The 17204-nt window shown below is 40.1% G+C and carries 16 protein-coding genes and 1 tRNA gene; 14 read left to right on the top strand and 3 right to left on the bottom strand.

The genetic code is table 11. The features are described from left to right. Positions 1-7 precede the first annotated feature (7 nt). From G6W43_RS01770 to ribD, 8 genes are read left to right on the top strand one after another with little or no spacing between them, the layout of a single operon-like run. On the top strand, positions 8-409 hold the full coding sequence (locus G6W43_RS01770) for a glycoprotease (protein WP_012001354.1): 402 nt from the start codon (positions 8-10) through the stop codon (positions 407-409). Positions 410-417: 8 nt separating this feature from the next. Next, positions 418-1302, top strand: coding sequence for a homoserine kinase (gene thrB, locus G6W43_RS01765; protein ID WP_012001355.1), 885 nt, complete (start codon positions 418-420; stop codon positions 1300-1302). A 21-nt stretch (positions 1303-1323) separates the two neighbouring features. After that, complete coding sequence (locus tag G6W43_RS01760) at positions 1324-1578, top strand: hypothetical protein (protein ID WP_012001356.1); 255 nt, start codon at positions 1324-1326, stop codon at positions 1576-1578. Then, a complete protein-coding gene (gene infB, locus G6W43_RS01755) occupies positions 1565-4222 on the top strand; it encodes a translation initiation factor IF-2 (RefSeq protein ID WP_194169007.1) in 2658 nt (885 codons plus the stop codon). The genes G6W43_RS01760 and infB overlap by 14 nt, the downstream gene beginning before the upstream one ends. Next, positions 4219-4584 carry a 30S ribosome-binding factor RbfA gene (gene rbfA / locus G6W43_RS01750; RefSeq protein WP_004317240.1) on the top strand — a complete coding sequence of 122 codons (366 nt, stop codon included), beginning with the start codon at positions 4219-4221 and terminating at the stop codon, positions 4582-4584. Before infB ends, rbfA begins: the two co-directional genes overlap by 4 nt. Continuing rightward, positions 4577-4993: a ribosome maturation factor RimP gene (rimP, locus tag G6W43_RS01745; protein ID WP_012001358.1), complete on the top strand. Its 417-nt coding sequence runs from the start codon at positions 4577-4579 to the stop codon at positions 4991-4993. Before rbfA ends, rimP begins: the two co-directional genes overlap by 8 nt. Before the next feature lies 1 nt (position 4994). After that, the gene (locus G6W43_RS01740) at positions 4995-6644 is read left to right on the top strand and encodes a formate--tetrahydrofolate ligase (protein WP_194169006.1); all 1650 of its coding nucleotides are present in this window, start codon (positions 4995-4997) and stop codon (positions 6642-6644) included. A gap of 51 nt (positions 6645-6695) precedes the next feature. Continuing rightward, a complete protein-coding gene (ribD, locus tag G6W43_RS01735; RefSeq protein WP_194169005.1) occupies positions 6696-7757 on the top strand; it encodes a bifunctional diaminohydroxyphosphoribosylaminopyrimidine deaminase/5-amino-6-(5-phosphoribosylamino)uracil reductase RibD in 1062 nt (353 codons plus the stop codon). Here the strand turns inward: ribD and G6W43_RS01730 are convergent. The 3 genes from G6W43_RS01730 to G6W43_RS01720 all read right to left on the bottom strand — a co-directional run bounded on the left by G6W43_RS01730 (position 7754) and on the right by G6W43_RS01720 (position 9111). Next, a complete protein-coding gene (locus G6W43_RS01730; RefSeq protein ID WP_194169004.1) occupies positions 7754-8617 on the bottom strand; it encodes a VIT1/CCC1 transporter family protein in 864 nt (287 codons plus the stop codon). The two genes, ribD and G6W43_RS01730, sit on opposite strands and share 4 nt — an antisense overlap. Positions 8618-8677: 60 nt before the next feature. Then, positions 8678-8762 (bottom strand) — tRNA-Leu (locus G6W43_RS01725). Between the two features lie 46 nt (positions 8763-8808). Beyond that, positions 8809-9111: a F0F1 ATP synthase subunit C gene (locus G6W43_RS01720; RefSeq protein WP_004317263.1), complete on the bottom strand. Its 303-nt coding sequence runs from the start codon at positions 9109-9111 to the stop codon at positions 8809-8811. A gap of 206 nt (positions 9112-9317) precedes the next feature. Here G6W43_RS01720 and G6W43_RS01715 point away from each other — a divergent pair, with 206 nt between their 5' ends. The 6 genes from G6W43_RS01715 to G6W43_RS01690 all read left to right on the top strand — a co-directional run bounded on the left by G6W43_RS01715 (position 9318) and on the right by G6W43_RS01690 (position 17164). Further along, a complete protein-coding gene (locus tag G6W43_RS01715) occupies positions 9318-10664 on the top strand; it encodes a sodium-dependent transporter (RefSeq protein ID WP_194169003.1) in 1347 nt (448 codons plus the stop codon). Beyond that, the gene (locus G6W43_RS01710; protein WP_194169002.1) at positions 10664-11995 is read left to right on the top strand and encodes a sodium-dependent transporter; all 1332 of its coding nucleotides are present in this window, start codon (positions 10664-10666) and stop codon (positions 11993-11995) included. The genes G6W43_RS01715 and G6W43_RS01710 overlap by 1 nt, the downstream gene beginning before the upstream one ends. 1 nt (position 11996) lies before the next feature. Next, the gene (locus tag G6W43_RS01705) at positions 11997-13349 is read left to right on the top strand and encodes a sodium-dependent transporter (RefSeq protein WP_194169001.1); all 1353 of its coding nucleotides are present in this window, start codon (positions 11997-11999) and stop codon (positions 13347-13349) included. Beyond that, a complete protein-coding gene (locus G6W43_RS01700) occupies positions 13342-13863 on the top strand; it encodes a TRAP transporter small permease subunit (protein WP_021085810.1) in 522 nt (173 codons plus the stop codon). The genes G6W43_RS01705 and G6W43_RS01700 overlap by 8 nt, the downstream gene beginning before the upstream one ends. Beyond that, positions 13851-15239 (top strand): TRAP transporter large permease, encoded by a 1389-nt coding sequence (locus G6W43_RS01695; RefSeq protein ID WP_149702754.1) that lies wholly within the window; start codon positions 13851-13853, stop codon positions 15237-15239. The genes G6W43_RS01700 and G6W43_RS01695 overlap by 13 nt, the downstream gene beginning before the upstream one ends. Before the next feature lie 122 nt (positions 15240-15361). Then, the gene (locus tag G6W43_RS01690) at positions 15362-17164 is read left to right on the top strand and encodes a biotin/lipoyl-containing protein (RefSeq protein WP_103581546.1); all 1803 of its coding nucleotides are present in this window, start codon (positions 15362-15364) and stop codon (positions 17162-17164) included. Positions 17165-17204 lie beyond the last annotated feature (40 nt).

The following is a 17204-nucleotide window of genomic DNA, read 5'->3' as shown; positions in this document are numbered from 1 at the left end:
TCCGCTTTTGGTCGGAGTCTATAAAGATGGCGTAAAATTTGATGAGATCACAACTGATGAGCACGTCAGCGAAGCTCTTATAAAAATCCTAGAAAATTTATCCTCTAAATTTAACATTACAAAGATCATCTACGCAAACACGCCAGGCAGTTTTATGGGGCTAAAGGTGGCCTACGTCATCTTAAAGACTTTTTCTTTGGTAAAGGGCTGTGAATTTTACGCAGTAAGTGGCTTTAGTCTAAATGGCGGCCAAGCGATCAGGGCAAATAAAAATTTAAGCTTTGTGCTAAAAAATGGCGAAATTTCACTTGAAAAAGTTGAGCCTGTGAGATTTGTGTTGCCTTTAAATTTAGATGAATTAAAACTAAATTCAGATACACTTCCAAATTATATCATCCAAGCTGTTTAGGAGAAAATTTGAATATCTTAATCCCTGCCACAAGTGCAAATTTAGGACCTGGTTTTGACGCTTTAGGACTTAGTTTAAAGCTTTTTAATAGCGTAAAGATCGAACCATCTAAATTTAGCTCAGTTTCGATAAATGGCGAGGGAAGTGATAGCACAAATTTAAAGAGAAACAACATTTTTCTAAGCATTTTTAATGAAATTTTTTTAGAGCTAACCGGCAAAAATGAAAACTTCAGAATAGTTTTTGAAAACAATATCCCATTTTCAAGAGGGCTTGGTAGCAGCTCTGCAGTGATCGTCGGAGCCATAGCTTCAGCTTACGAGATGGCTGGGTTTAAGGCCAGCAAAAGCGTCGTTTTAAATAAAGCGATCATCTATGAAACACATCCAGATAATATCTCGCCAGCAGTTCATGGCGGATTTATCAGCGCAGTTGTAAAAAACGGCAATGTTTATGCGAATAAAATAAATTTAAGCGATGATATAAAAGCGGTCGTCGTCATCCCAAATAAGCCGATGAGCACAGCTTCATCAAGACAAATTTTGCCAAAAAACTACACTATGAAAGAGTGTGTAAATAACCTCTCTCACGCTGCATTTTTGACATCTTGTTTTTATGAAAAAAGATATGATCTTTTAAGGGTAGCAAGCGAAGATATGATGCATGAAGAGCGCAGAATGAGCGCTTTAAAAGAGCTTTTTGAGGTGCGAAAGGTAGCTTATGAAAATGGAGCGCTAATGAGCACACTTTCAGGCTCAGGCTCAAGCTTTTTAAACATCGCATATAAAGATGACGCTAAAAATTTACAAGATGCTTTAAAGAGTAAATTTGGTGATTTTAGAGTGGAAATTTTTTCATTTGATAACGATGGATACGAAATTACGCAAAGCTAAAAACAAGTTTAAAAAGGTATAATGAATAAAAATAATCCAGTAAGGACATGCGTCGCTTGCAAAGTTAAATTTTCTCAAAACTTGCTAAAAAGATACCGCTTGGTAGGCAAGAATTTAGAGTGCGGCAAAGGAGATGGCCGCAGTTTCTATCTATGTGATGGCTGTTTGCAAAAAGACGACAAAATTTTAAAAAAAATAATTGATAAACAAACTAAAGGTGCCATCGGACTTGACGCACCGAAGTTAAAGGAGATACTCTTAAATGAGCAATGTTAGGATTTCAGAGATCGCAAATGAGCTTGGCTATCCAAGTAAAGAGATAGTCGAAAAAGCTCAAGAACTAGGCCTAAAGGTCAAAACTCACTCAAATGCTGTGAGCCTTGAAGAGGCTGAGGCAATATATGAATACGTTCAAACTGGCGTAATACCAGATAAATTTAAAAAGAAAAAGAGCGAGCCAAAGGCAAAAAAAGAGCCTAAAAAAGAGACAGAAAAAGAGCCAGCAAAAAAAGAAGAAAAACCTAAAACTGAGCCTAAAAAGGCAGCTACTAAGGCTGAGCCAAAGCCTGAAAAGGCAAAAGCAGAGCCTAAAAAAGAGGCGCAAATTTCAGAGGAAAAACCTAAAACTGAGCCTAAAAAAGAAGAGCCTGTAAAGGTCGAGCAAAAGCCAGCAGAAGCACCAAAACCAAAAGAGAGCTTGGCTGATGTCACTCAAAAACGACGCGGTCTTGTGATAGTTAAAAAGAAAAAAGATTACGAGGCGCCAGCTCCTGTAAAAGAGGAGAAAAAGGCTGAGGCGGCTGTTACTAACATTAGTGATTTTAAGAGTATGTTCTCTGCTAGCGATGAAAATTTGGCTAGAAAAAAGAAAAAAGAGAAAAAAGTAACAGTTGTAAGCAAAAAAGATAGCGCTGAGAAGATGGACTTGCTCGGTGGAAGTGACTTTGGTGACATCGTGCTTGAAGATGAAGATGTGGTGGTGTTGCCTGATTTTAGCTTTAAAACCCCAGCCCCAGCTCCGATGCAAAGGACAAAACAGCCAAATGCGATGAAGACAACCGTTAATAACACGATAAATTCATTTGGCGATGGTGGCATACAAAGAAGAGCTAGAAAAAAACACAAAAAGCCTGAAAATAAACAAAATAGCGAAGCTGTAACTTCGATAAATATCCCAAAAGAAATTCGCGTTTATGAATTTGCTGAAAAGCTAAATAAGCAGCCAAGCGAGGTCATAGGCAAGCTATTTATGCTTGGTATGATGACAACTAAAAATGACTTTTTGGATGAAGATGCGATAGAAATTTTGGCTGATGAGTTTAACGTCGAGGTAAATATCATCGATGATCAAAAAGAATTTGACTATGTAGCAGCCTATGAGGAGGAGATAAAAGACGATGAAAATCTCCAGCCAAGAGCGCCAGTTATAACCATCATGGGTCATGTTGACCACGGCAAAACCTCGCTACTTGACTACATAAGAAAGTCTCGCGTAGCAGCAGGCGAGGCTGGTGGCATCACTCAGCACGTGGGCGCTTATATGGTAAATAAAAATGGCAGAAACATCACATTTATCGACACTCCAGGCCACGAGGCATTTACAGCCATGCGTGCAAGGGGTGCTGGTGTAACTGATATAGTTATCATAGTTGTTGCAGCAGATGATGGCGTAAAACCACAGACAAAAGAGGCAGTTAGCCACGCAAAAGCCGCTGGTGTGCCAATAATCATCGCGATAAATAAAATGGATAAAGAGTCAGCAAATCCTGATCTAGTAAAAACCGCTCTTGCTGAGCTTGACATCATGCCAACAGAGTGGGGTGGCAAGTATGAATTTGTGCCGATCTCTGCAAAAACAGGTATGGGCATAGATGATCTACTTGAGATCGTGCTTTTACAAGCTGATCTTTTGGAGCTAAAGGCAAATCCAAAGGCAAACGCAAAAGCAACTGTCATCGAGAGCTCACTTCAAAAAGGCCGTGGTCCAGTAGCTACCATCATCGTTGAAAACGGCACGCTTCATGTCGGAGATACAGTCGTAGCAGGCGTTGCATACGGTAAGATAAGAAGCTTGCTTGATGATCAGGGTAGGCCACTAAAAGAGATAAAACCAGGCGAATGTGGCGTGATAGTGGGTCTTAGCGAGATAGCAGAGGCTGGCGAGACGCTAATAGGCGTAAAAACTGATAAAGAGGCTCGTGAATACGCGCAGAAAAAGGCTGAATATATCCGCCAAAAAGAGCTTAGCAAGAGCACAAAGGTTAGTATCGATGAGCTTAGCGCCAAGATCGCTGAGGGCGAGCTAAAGACACTTCCAGTCATCATCAAAGCTGACGTTGGCGGCTCACTTGAAGCGTTAAAAGCAAGCCTAGAAAAACTAGCAAATGACGAGATCAGAGTAAATGTGATCCACTCAGGCGTTGGCGGCATCACGCAAAGCGACGTTGCACTTGCAAGTGCAAGTAACGACTGTATCATCCTTGGCTTTAACATAAGGCCAACTGGCGAGATAAAAGAGAAGGCAAAAGAGAGCGGCGTCGAGATAAAAACTTACAATGTTATTTATAATCTAATCGACGACGTGAAGGCGATTTTAGGCGGACTAATGTCACCTATCATCAGAGAAGAGCAGCTTGGCCAAGCACAGGTTCGCCAAGTGATCCACGTGCCAAAAGTTGGCACTATCGCTGGATGTATCGTCACTGAGGGCACGATAAACAGAGGGGCAAAAATTCGCCTTATTAGAGAAGGTGTGGTCGTTTATGAGGGCTTAGTTAGCTCATTAAAACGCTTCAAAGATGACGTAAAAGAGGTTGCTAAAGGCTACGAGTGTGGCGTTGGTATCGAAAATTTCAACGACATTAGAGAAAATGACTACATCGAAAGCTTCAAAGAAGTCAAGGAGAAAGCTACTCTATGAACGCTAACGAAATAAAGCGTATGAGAACAGAGAGTGTGCTAAAAGAGCTCATACCAGAGGCTCTAGCCACTCTTGAAGATAGCATTTTAAAGGGGCTTTGCGTCACTGACGTCGAGTGCAAAAAGGGCAGATACGACGCCTTTGTCTATCTTGACAAGATGATGTTTGATGAGCGCGAGCAAGAGTATATTTTGGGGCATTTAAAGCGCGTTTGTAGGCACTTGCAAAACCACTGCATGGCGGCTGAGGGCTGGTATAGGTGTCCAAATTTTCACTTTAAATTTGACGATAGATTAGAGTATCAAAACCATATGGATAAGTTGTTTGATAAAATTTCAAAGGATTTAAACAAAAATGGATAACTTAGACAAACTAATACGCGAATGCGGCGTTGAGCTTTACGACAGCGAGATCGCAAATGAAAATGGCAGGGCTATTTTTAGAGTTTATATCACAAAAGATGGCGGAGTGAGCCTTGATGATTGCGAAAAAGTGAGCCGTCTGCTCTCGCCTATCTTTGACGTGACACCGCCAGTTAGCGGGGATTATAACCTTGAGGTTAGCTCGCCTGGCCTTGAGAGAAAGCTTAGCAAGCCATCTCATTTTAAAGCGAGTGTTGGCGAGCTAGTTAAAGTTCAAACAGAGGCTGAGAAATTTGCAGGAAGACTCGTAAAAGCGGACGAAGAGAGCATCGCAGTAGAAAACGAAGAGGGAATTTTTGAGATCAACATCAGTGAGATAAAAAAAGCAAAAACATATTTGGAGTGGTAAAATGCTAAGCGACATCGAGATAACTCACCAAACTAAACTTGAACACATCAGTAAAGTTGCCGCAAAACTAGGCTTAAACGAAGACGAGCTTGAGCTTTACGGCAAATTTAAGGCCAAAATTTCCCCTAGACTTGAGCCATCAAACTCAAAGCTCATCTTAGTCACCGCGACTAATCCAACCCCATACGGCGAGGGCAAAACGACTATGTCGATCGGTCTAGCTGACGCACTAAATTCACTTAATAAAAAGGTTTGCCTAGCACTTCGCGAGCCATCTTTGGGACCAGTTTTTGGCATAAAGGGCGGAGCAGCAGGTGGTGGTTACTCGCAGCTTGCGCCGATGGAGGATCTAAATTTACACTTCACTGGCGATTTTCACGCGATAACTTCGGCAAATAACCTCATTTCAGCGATGATAGATAATAGCCTCTATCAAGAAAACCCACTAAAAATCGAGAAAATTTTATGGAAGCGCTGTATGGATATGAACGACCGCGCGCTTAGATTTATCACTGTGGGTCAGGGCGGCAGAACGGACGGCGTGCCAAGAGAAGATGGCTTTAACATCACCGCTGCAAGCGAGATCATGGCTGTGCTTTGTCTAGCCACAAGTCTTTCTGATCTAAAAGAGCGCGTGGCAAACATCATGGTTGCTTATGATAGCGATAAAAAGCCTATCTACGTGCGTGATCTAGGCTGCCAAGACGCTGTTTGCATACTTTTAAAAGATGCGATCAAGCCAAATTTATTTCAAACACTAGAGCACACACCTACGCTTGTGCATGGCGGCCCATTTGCAAACATCGCACACGGCTGCAACTCAGTCATCGCAACAAAAACAGCTCTAAATTTGGCTGACTACGTCATCACAGAAGCTGGCTTTGGCTCGGAGCTTGGCGCGGAGAAATTTTTAGATATAAAATGCAGGGTTGCCGAGATTAAACCAAGCGCTGTGGTGCTTGTAAGCACGATCAGATCGCTAAAATATAACGGCGAAGCAAATAAAGACGAGATCACAAAACCAGATATGAACGCACTTAAAAAAGGCATAGAAAACCTTGGTGGACACATCGAAAATTTAAAAGGTAAATTTGGTCAAAACGTGGTTGTGGCGCTTAATAAATTTGGCTTTGATACCGATGAAGAGATAAATTTCGTAAAAGAGTACTGCCAAAAGCTTGGCGTAGAAGTAGCAGTTTGCGAGAATTTCTTAAAAGGTGGCAAAGGTGCGCTTGAGCTAGCTGAGCTAGTTTTAAAAGCGTGCGATAAGCCAAGCAAGATAAATTTCACATACGAGATGAGTGACGATACAAAAACTAAAATAGAAAAGGTCGCTAAGGAAATTTATGGAGCTGGCGAGGTGGTCTTTGAAGAGGCCGCTCTTAAAAAGCTTGAGATGATAAAAGAGCTAAATTTGAGCCATTTGCCAGTTTGTATCGCAAAAACTCAGTACTCTTTTAGTGATGATGCGAAGCTTTTGGGCAGAGCAAAGGGCTTTACTTTTAGTGTAAAAGACCTTGACATTAGAACTGGAGCTGGCTTTATCGTCGCGGTTTGCGGTAAGATCATGCTGATGCCAGGACTTCCAAAGGTGCCAGCTGCGGTCAATATGAGGATAGACGCAGAGGGCAAGATCGACGGCTTGTCGTAAATTTATGAAAACACACTGGCAAAGGCTGGTGTGTTTTTTAAAGAGGCATGGATGAACGAGGAATTTTACATGGGTCTTGCTTTAAGTGAGGCTTGGAAATTTCAGATCCTGACCCACCCAAATCCAGCCGTTGGATGCCTTGTCCTTGATGAAAATGGGCAAATTTTATCTTGCAAGGCTCATGAAAAGGCTGGATATTTACACGCTGAACCGACAGCGATACTCTTTGCGCTTTGCAAAAAAAGTGAAAAATTTAAAGATGATTTTATAAAAGCATATAATTCTAAATTTAGCTCCGATATAAAAGAGAACGAATTTAGTCTTTTAGAGCCAAAATTCAGCTACGAATTTATACTAAATTACCACTCAAATTTATTAAAAAATGCAAAAGCCTATGTCACACTTGAGCCTTGCTCGCATCATGGCAAAACGCCACCTTGTGCAAATTTGCTAAAAGAGCTTGGCTTTAGCGAGGTCATAATTGGCAGCCACGATGAAAATAAAATAGCAAGTGGCGGTGGAAATTTGCTTCAAAGTGCTGGAGTGAAAGTTAAATTTGGCATTTTAAAAGAGCGCTGTGATAAGCTGCTTGAGCCATTTTTGGCATATCAAAATGGTGGATTTAGCTTTTTAAAAATCGCTCTTAGTAAAAATGGCGTGGCAAGTGGTGGCATCATCACAAATGAGCTTAGCCGCACGCATGTGCATAAACTAAGAAGCGTCATAGACACATTGGTGATCGGTGGCAACACAGTGCGGACAGACCGACCAAGGCTCGATACCAGACTTATAAAAAATGGCAAAAACCCAGACGTCATAATCTACTCAAGAAGCGATAAATTTGATGAAACATTGCCACTTTTTAGCGTGCCAGATCGCAAAGTCAGCATTCAAAAAGAGCTTGATCTAAAAGGACTTTGCATGTTTGAAGGAGCTGGCGAGTTTTTAAAACTTGCAAAAGAGGGCAAGCTAGCAAATGTAAAATGGCTACTTATATATCAAAGCTCAAATTTCAAAATTGGTGAAAATTTGAGCATTGATCTAAATTTAAAACCACTTTTTAGTGGGAATTTTGGGGATGATAGTTACACTTGGTATGAAATTTTGGATTAAGCATCTAGTCCAAAATAGTGTTTAACCAAAAAGCCGATGCCAAAAGATATGATCGCAACGCCAAAAGTTATCACGCACATCTCAATCACTCTTGGTAAAAATTTAAGCTCCTTTGCCACGCTTATATAAAAGTTGTAAGTAATGATGGCAACTAGCGCAAAGAAAAACATCGACAAGACGGCGTAAAGACCGCTTGTAAAGATGAAAAATGGAAGTATCAAAAATGCCGTTGTTATGATGTATGAACCGCCTGTGTAGAGTGAGTAGGTAAGCGGTTTGATCTCATCACTTGGATTTTCTTTTGATTCAAGATACGCTGAGCCAGCCATAGAGAGTGCAGCTGCCACGCCCATGATAAGGCCTGTTGCGCCAACTGATTTTGTATTTGAAAATGCAAGCGCGATGCCGCTAAGTGTGCCTGTTAGCTCAACTAAAGCATCATTCATGCCAAGCACGATGCCACCAGCATTTACGAGCTTTGTGTCTTTTAGCATGGAGATTAGACTATTTTCGTGGTTCATCTCCTCTTCGTAAATATCACGAGCTTCAGGATATTCATCTACTATGTCAAGATAAAATTTCTCCGCATTTTCTTCGCGTGATTCCATAAATTTTAGAGTAAAAGAGGTACCAAAAATTTTAACAAGTATTGTGTATAAGATGACTTTGAATAAATTTGCACTTCTGCTTTCGCCAGTTATCTTTTGACAAAAAGCATAGTGGCGTCTCTCTTCTGCAATTAATTTTCGAAGTATTTTTTTATTCTCATCGTCTTTTTCGCTAGCTTCAAGAAGCGAGTATATAGCGGCATCGTCTGCTTCATTTTGTAATTGTTTTAAAGCAAGTTTTTTATCTAACATAAAATTTTCCTTTTTTATAGCTTAGAAATTTAAGGTTTTGATTTAGAAAGAGAGATAAGATGGTGCGATCAGCGAGACTCGAACTCGCACACCTAATGGCACTACCCCCTCAAGATAGCGTGTCTACCAATTCCACCATGATCGCAGAAAGAACAAAAGCCCCAAAAAAGGGGCTAAATTTAAGCTTTACGTTAGCCAAGCATTGGGTTTGCGTAAAGAACGATAAGTGTAATAACAAGTGCGTAGATAACTTGTGCTTCGATCATCGCAAGAGCGATAAACATTGTAGTCATAAGTTTGCTACCTACACCTGGGTTTCTAGCTGTTCCGCTGATAGTTGCAGCAGCTGTGTTACCCATACCTATAGCACCGCCAAGAGCTGCAAGGCCAAGGCCGATACCGCCAGCGATAACTGAATATGATCTGATCATCTCGCCGTCAGCGCCAAATGCGAATGCAGCAAGACCAAGAATTAAAAACACGATCTTTTTCATCGTTGCTCCTTTAAAATTTTAAAGCTCTTTCGGATCTGTCCCCTACTTAAACTTTATGAGCCGTAATATTACAAAAACAAAACTTTGTTTCAAATAAAAACACTAAAAATTTAAATTGCCTATAAAAAATTCTTGGCTTAGAAAAATGAAAGTTTTTTTATGCTATCTTTGAAAGAATTTAATTTATTCTTAATCTTAGGTTTTCAATGATAAACGAGAAATTTTCAAAGATAGGCTTTGTCCTTGCTATGGCTGGTTCTGCTGTGGGTCTTGGCAATGCTTGGAAATTTCCTACAATGGTGGGAAATAACGGCGGTTCAGCATTTATAATTTTATATTTGCTTCTTACATTTGCTATCGCATTTGTGGCGTTTTTAGCAGAGCTTAGCATCGGCAAACTTGGCGAAAGCGACATCGTAAGCTCTCTTTACAAGCTCGCTCCAAAAAATAAAAAAGCTTGGTCGCTCTCTGGCTTTTTCATGATCGGCGCGATACTTATAGCTTCATTTTATATGGTTGTTATTGGCTGGATATTAAAGTATATCTATCTTAGTTTTTCGCCACTTTTATCTGACACAAAAGCGGCAGGCGAGCAGTTTAACACACTTTTATCAAATGACCTAAGCAGTGCTGTGCTTTGCTTTAGCTTGGTTTTTTTAATGGTATTTTTTGCCGTTTCAAAAGGCGTAAAAAGTGGCATCGAAAAGCTAAATATATGGATGATGCCAAGCCTTTTTGTCTTGCTCGTTTGCATGCTTTTTTACGCACTTAGCATGGGAGATGGTTTTGTTAAGGCGGCTAAATTTTTATTTGTACCAAATTTTAGTGCGATCACGCCAGATGTTATCTTGCAGGCTCTAGGCCTTGCGTTTTTCTCGCTATCTATGGGCGTCGGCGTCATACCAACATACGCTGCAAATTTACCAGAGCGCACAAATTTAATAAAATCAACACTCTCTATCATATTTATAAATATCTTAATAGGCATTATGATGGGGCTTGTCGTATTTACCTTTATATTTGCTTATGGGGCTGATAGCACGGCAAGTGGTCCAGGCCTTATCTTTATCTCGCTTGTCACGCTTTTTGCAAAGCTTGGCATCGTTGGCAACGTCATGGCGGTTGCATTTTTCATATCGCTATTGTTTGCTGGCATCACAAGCGCAGTTTCGATGATTGAGCCTTTTGCTTATTATTTGGTTAGAAAATTTGAAATTTCAAGAAAGACGGCGCTTCTTTACATCGGCGCTTTTGTCTATATCTTGGGCATCTTTTGCATACTTTCATATTATTCAGAAACATCAAGTGCTTTTAACGTTTGTGGCAAGCCATTTTTTGACGCGCTTGACTTTCTCACATCAAATATCATGATGCCAATAGGCGCTATCGTATTTAGCTTTTTTGTTGGCTATAAACTTAAAAAAGAGAGTTTGTATCTGCTCTTTGGAGATTTTATGGGAAGAGCATTTTTTGAAATTTGGTACTTTTTCTTAAGATATGTCGTGCCAGTTGCCATTTGTGCGATAATGATCTACCAGATGGCAGGTAAATAATGGCAGAGAGATTTAGTAAAATTGGCTTTATCCTCTCAATAATTGGAGCGGCTATCGGTCTTGGTAATGCTTGGAAATTTCCATACATGGTCGGCAGCAACGGCGGTTCGGCATTTATTCTTATATATCTATTTTTTGCCTTTGCTGTTGGTCTTAGCATATTTTTTGCTGAGATGGCGATGGGTAAAATTTCACGCCTAGATACGGTTGGAGCGTTTAAATCTCTAGCTACAAAAGGGGCAAGCTCTTGGAAATTTGCCGGTGTTATCATGGTGACTGGGCTATTCATCGCATCTTTTTATACGCTCATCATTGGTTGGGTTTTAAAATACGTCATTTTAAGTCTTAGTGAGCTACCTCAAGATATCGCAAGTTCAGAGACACTTTTTGTAAATTTCACCTCAAATGGCATAGGTGAGCAAATTTTATACTTTAGTATTGCATTTTTTGCCTACTTTTTCATCCTTACAAAAGGCGTAAAAAGCGGCATCGAGCGCATAAATGTCTATCTTATACCAGCTCTTTTTATCCTGCTTTTGCTTATGCTTGGCTACTCTTTTGGCATGGAGGGCTTTGATAAAGCGGCTAAATTTCTACTAGTGCCTGATTTTTCAAAGATAGATCAAGCAGCTGTTTTAAACGCTCTTGGACTTGCCTTTTTTACGATGTGCGTTGGTATCGGCTGCATACTTACTTACTCATCAAGTCTAAGTGATGATACAAATTTATTTACCTCTTCGCTCTATGTCGTCTTTGCGAACATCATAATAAGCGTCATCATCGGCCTTATCGTATTTACATTTACATTTGAGTTTGGCTCAGAGCCATCAAAAGGCGCAGGACTTGCTTTTATCTCGCTACCGACGCTATTTGCTAAGCTTGGCTTGCTTGGAAATTTCTTGGCATTTACATTTTTTATATCACTATTTTTTGCTGGCATCACCTCGGTTATCTCGATGGTTGAGCCATTTATATTTTTCTTAAGCAAAAGCCTAAAATTTAGTAGAAACAAATCGATCCTAATCGTTGCTTGTGTGGTTTATATTTTAGGAATTTTATGTGCATTAAGTGGCACAAGCGAATTTAAAGATGCACTTACATTTTTTGGTAAGAGCTTTTTTGACTTGCTTGATTACCTTAGCTCAAACATCATGCTTCCACTTGGTGGCATCTTGTTTGCAATATTTGTTGGCTACTTTATGAAATTTGAGCTTTTAAAAGAGCTATTTGTGCCTTATATGGGCAAGGTTATATTTAAAATTTGGTATTTTTTAATTAGATTTGTGGCTCCACTTTTAGTTCTGGTGGTGTTAATAAGGGAGATCTCATAATATGGCAAAAGAACAATTTTCTAAAATAGGCTATGTCCTAGCAGTCGCTGGATCGGCTGTCGGACTTGGCAATGCATGGAAATTTCCATACATGGTTGGTGAAAACGGCGGTTCGGCGTTTATTATCCTATATCTTTTGATAACTTTTCTAGTCGGCGTGCCTATCTTTATGGCAGAGCTTAGTATCGGCAAGCTTAGCGAGAGCGACAGTGTAAATGCTTTTAGAAAGCTAGCAGCTAAAAATAAAAATTTATGGCAACTGGTTGGAATTTTAGCCATGGTGACAGCGGCCATCATCTCGTCATACTATATCGTGATCATCGGCTGGGTCTTTAAGTATTTTGTCCTATCTTTTTCTGGCTTGCCAAGCGATATAGATAGCTCAAAAGTGATATTTAACGATCTTTTGACGCATGGTCTTGGAGAGCAGACGCTTTATTTTGTTATAGCATTTGCAGCTTGCTTTTACATCCTTTCAAAAGGCGTAAAAAGCGGCATAGAGAAGCTAAATGTTTGGATGATGCCAAGCCTATTTATCATGGTTTTGATCATGCTTATATTTTCTATGACGATGGATGGCTTTTCTAAATCAGCCGAGTTCTTACTCATCCCTGACTTTAGTAAAATTTCGTTTAACTCACTTTTGCTAGCTCTTGGACTTGCATTTTGGACGCTATCTCTTGGCATGGCAGCGATCATTACCTATTCAGCTAGCCTAAGCGACGATACAAATTTAGCCACTTCAACGCTAAGTATCGTCTTTATAAACATCGCTCTTGCTATTATGATAGGTCTTGTTATTTTTACCTTTATATTTGAATTTGGAGCTACTCCGTCTCAAGGTCCAGGACTTGTCTTTATCTCGCTACCAACGCTCTTTGCTAAGCTTGGCGTGATAGGTCAAATTTTAGCGGTGGCATTTTTTGCTGCGCTTATCTTTGCTGGTATCACTTCAGCGATATCTATCGTTGAGCCATTTGTATTTTTCTTGATCAGAGAGTATGGCATGAGTAGAAGAAAGGCTCTTAGCATAGTTGGAGCTGGGATTTTCATAGTGGGATTTTTATGTCTTTTATCAAATATAGAAAATGTTGGCGATAAATTCATGATATTTGGTAAAAATTTCTTTGACTTCCTAGATTTTACTGCTTCAAATATCTTGCTACCAATTAGCGGTATCGGCGGAGCGATATTTGTAGGATATTTTATGAAAAGAGATGCTTTATATGTGCTATTTAGCCCATATATGAGCGATTTTGTATTTAATACATGGTATTTTTTACTAAGATATGTAGCACCAGTTTGTGTGCTCATCATCATGGTAAATGAACTGTTAAAGGTTTTTAATGGATAAGATTGAGAGATTTTTTGACAAAGCTGGTGATATAGTCGGCTATATTTGTATGTTTATTATGGCTTTGATGATAATAGACGTATTTTTTAATGTTGTGGCAAGATACTTTTTCTCTTACGGCAACGTTGCATTTCAGGAGCTTGAGTGGCACTTTTTTGCTGTGATATTTCTACTTGGCATGAGCTATGCTCTAAAAGAGGACGCACATGTTAGAGTTGATATCTTTTATGCTAAATTTTCAGAAAGAAATAAAGCCCTTGTAAATATGCTTGGCACTGTATTTTTTATCATACCATTTGCGCTTTTGGTTTCAAATTTATCATTTGGATTTGTAGGAGATGCTTACAGCTCAGCAGAGGCCAGTGCAGATCCAGGCGGTCTTACCCATAGATGGATCATAAAAGCGATGATCCCTTTTTCATTTTATGTGCTTGTATTTTTTGCGATCGGCTTTTTTATAAAAAATTTAAATCGCTATAAGAAAGCTAGTAAGGAGAAAATATGGCGGGATTAATAATGTTTATAGCCGCACTATTGATGCTTGGCATTGGCTTTCCAGTGGCATTTACCTTTGGCGCGGTTGCGATGATATTTGGCATGGTTGGTAGTGTTGTAGAGAGCCTTAGCGATGGCGATGGACTACTTGGCAGTATAGAAGTGTTTAAAGATATGTTTAACTTCATGCCTTATAGGATTTTCTCTATCATGGAGAGTAGAATTTTTATAGCAGTTCCACTCTTTGTCTTTATGGGCGTCGTGCTTCAAAAGTCAAAGCTAGCTGAGAGACTACTTGAGAGCATGGGCATGCTATTTGGTGAAATTCGTGGCGGTATTGCGATAAGCACTATCTTAGTTGGAGCGCTTCTTGCTGCATCAACTGGCGTTGTAGGTGCTAGCGTTGTTGCTATGGGCGTTATAAGCTTGCCTGTAATGCTAAAGTATAAATACGACCAATCCCTAGGATGTGGCACGATATGCGCTGCTGGTACGCTTGGTCAGATCATCCCACCTTCTATCGTGCTTATTATCTTGGGCGATATCTTTTCAGTGCCAGTTGGCGAGCTTTTTCACCAAGCTGTTGTGCCAGGACTCACGCTAGTTGGGGTTTATATAGTTTATATTTTGATAGTTGCTTATCTTAAACCAGAGGTCGCTCCTATCGTAAAAGATGAGAGCGGCGTTAGTAAATTTAAGCAGATTGTTAGAGCGCTAACTGCGATCTTCCCACCGCTTTTACTAGTTATTTGTGTGCTAGGATCCATTTTTGCAGGTATCGCTACGCCGACAGAAAGTTCGGCATTTGGCTGCGTGGGTGCTATCATCCTCGCTATGTTTTATAGGACATTTTCATTTTCTATGATGAAAGAGGCTTTGGCTGAGAGCGTAAAAACTACAGCTCTAGTCTTTGCCATACTTGTTGGTGCGACTGCCTTTTCTATGGTCTTTAGCTACACTGGAGGCGATGAGATAGTTGAAAATTTCATGACAAATTTACCAGGTGAGAAGTGGGGCTTTATCATCTTTAGTATGGCTGTTATCTTTGTGCTTGGCTTTTTTATCGATTTTGTTGAAATTTCATATATCGTGCTTCCTATCTTGGTGCCAATCGCCGCAAAACTTGGCATAAATCCAGTCTATCTAGCGATCCTAGTTGCTATGAATTTACAAACTTCATTCTTGACACCGCCATTTGGTTTTAGTCTATTTTTCTTAAGATCAGTCGCACCTGCTGAGATAAAAACAGCTGCTATTTATAAAGGCGTGGTGCCTTACATCATCATCCAAGTAGCAGTTTTAGTCTTTTTCTGCGTCTTTTTGATGGAGATAAAGCCGATGCTTGATGCGAGCCACGGCGGATTATTTAACTTCTTACTCTCACTTTTTAAATGATATAAAAGTTTTTGGTTGTAAAATACCAAAAGCAAGCAAAATGGCTAATTTGAGTTTCTGCCCAATTTAGCCATTTTTTATGACCGCTTTTTAGTAAATTTATAAATTTAATGAGGTGAAATATGGCAAAGAAATTTATCGATGTTATGGATACGACCTTTAGAGATGGCTTTCAGTCAGTTTATGGCGCTAGAGTGCTTATGAATGACTTTTTGCCCGCGCTTGAAGCAGCCAAAGAGGCTGGCATAGAGCATTTTGAATTTGGCGGCGGAGCGAGATTTCAAAGCCTTTATTTTTACCTAAATGAAGACGCTTTTGCGATGATGGATAAATTTAGAAGCATCGTAGGACCAAAAGCAAACCTTCAAACTCTAAGCAGGGGCGTAAATACCGTCACACTTGACACCGGTAGCCGCGAGCTGATCGACCTTCACGCAAAACTTTTCAAAAAACATGGAACCACTACTATTAGAAATTTTGACGCACTAAATGATGTTGAAAATTTAAAATATTCAGGCGAGAGGATCGCTCATCACGGGCTAAAACACGAAGTCGTCGTTACTATGATGGACTTGCCAAGTGGCTGTGTAGGAGCTCACGACGTTAAATTTTATGAGAAAATTTTAAGAGAAATTTTAGATGCAAATATCCCTTATCACAGCGTTTGCTTCAAAGATGCAAGTGGTACAAGCAGCCCACAAAAGGTCTATGAAACCATAAAAATGGCTAGAAAATTGTTGCCAGAAAAAACTCATATCAGACTTCACACACATGAAACTGCAGGCGTAAGTGTGGCTTGCTATCTTGCAGCGCTTGAAGCTGGCGTTGATGGCATAGATCTAGCTGCAAGCCCAGTAAGTGGCGGCACAAGTCAGCCAGATATCTTAACCATGCTTCACGCAGTGAAAGGCAAAAACTACGATCTTGGCGGACTTGACGTGGAGAAAATTTTAAAATACGAAAGCGTTTTGAATGATTGTTTAAAAGAGTACTTCTTGCCGCCTGAAGCTGTGCAAGTAAGCCCTCTAATACCATTTTCACCAATGCCTGGTGGCGCGCTCACTGCAAATACCCAGATGATGAGAGATAACAATATCTTAGATAAATTCCCAGAGGTCATCCTTGCTATGCGCGAAGTGGTGCAAAAGGGCGGATACGGCACTTCAGTGACCCCTGTTAGTCAGTTTTACTTCCAACAAGCCTTTAATAACGTTATGTTTGGCAAGTGGAAAAAGATCGCTGAGGGATACGGCAAAATGGTGCTTGGCTACTTTGGCAAGACCCCAGTTACGCCTGATAAAGAGATTATTAAGCTTGCTAGCGAGCAACTAGGGCTAAAACCAACCACAAAACACGCAGTTGATATAGCTGATAAAGATGAGAGCAAGTCACTTGCACATGTAAAAGAAATTTTAAAACAAAATAAGATCAAAGTTACCGAAGAAAACGTCTTTATAGCAGCAGCTTGTAAAGAAAAAGGCATCGCGTTCTTAAAAGGCGAAGCCAAAGTAAATGTAAGAAAGATCGATCCAAACGCTAAGGCAAATGAGGGCAGACAAACTCAAAGCGGCAGATATAGTGTCGTCGTAAATGGCAGCCGTTACAATGTCGAAGTAAGCGAAGGCTTTAACGACAGCATCCAAGTAAAATCAATCACTGAAGTTGAAGGCAAGAGCGTAAAAAGTGCCAAAAGTGCAGCAGCAGGCGCAACAGAAAATGATATCGTCGCAAGCTTGCCAGGCGCTGTGCATAAAATTTTAGTTAGCGCAGGTGACCATGTCAAAAAAGGTCAGGCCATAGTCGTGCTTGAAGCGATGAAGATGGAGATAGAGGTTAAGGCCCCAAAAGACGGCATCATAGGCTCTATTGAGGTTAGCAAAGGTCAAAGTGTCGCAAACAATCAAGTGGTGGCTAAATTTAAATAAATTTGCCCATTTTAAAAAGATAGTGTTAAGCGAAATTTGA

It is taken from the genome of Campylobacter concisus (genome assembly GCF_015229965.1).
In the GTDB taxonomy this organism is placed as follows: domain Bacteria; phylum Campylobacterota; class Campylobacteria; order Campylobacterales; family Campylobacteraceae; genus Campylobacter_A; species Campylobacter_A concisus_BD.
The sequence above is the reverse complement of the archived record's forward strand: the minus strand, read 5'-3'. Positions and strand labels throughout refer to the sequence as shown.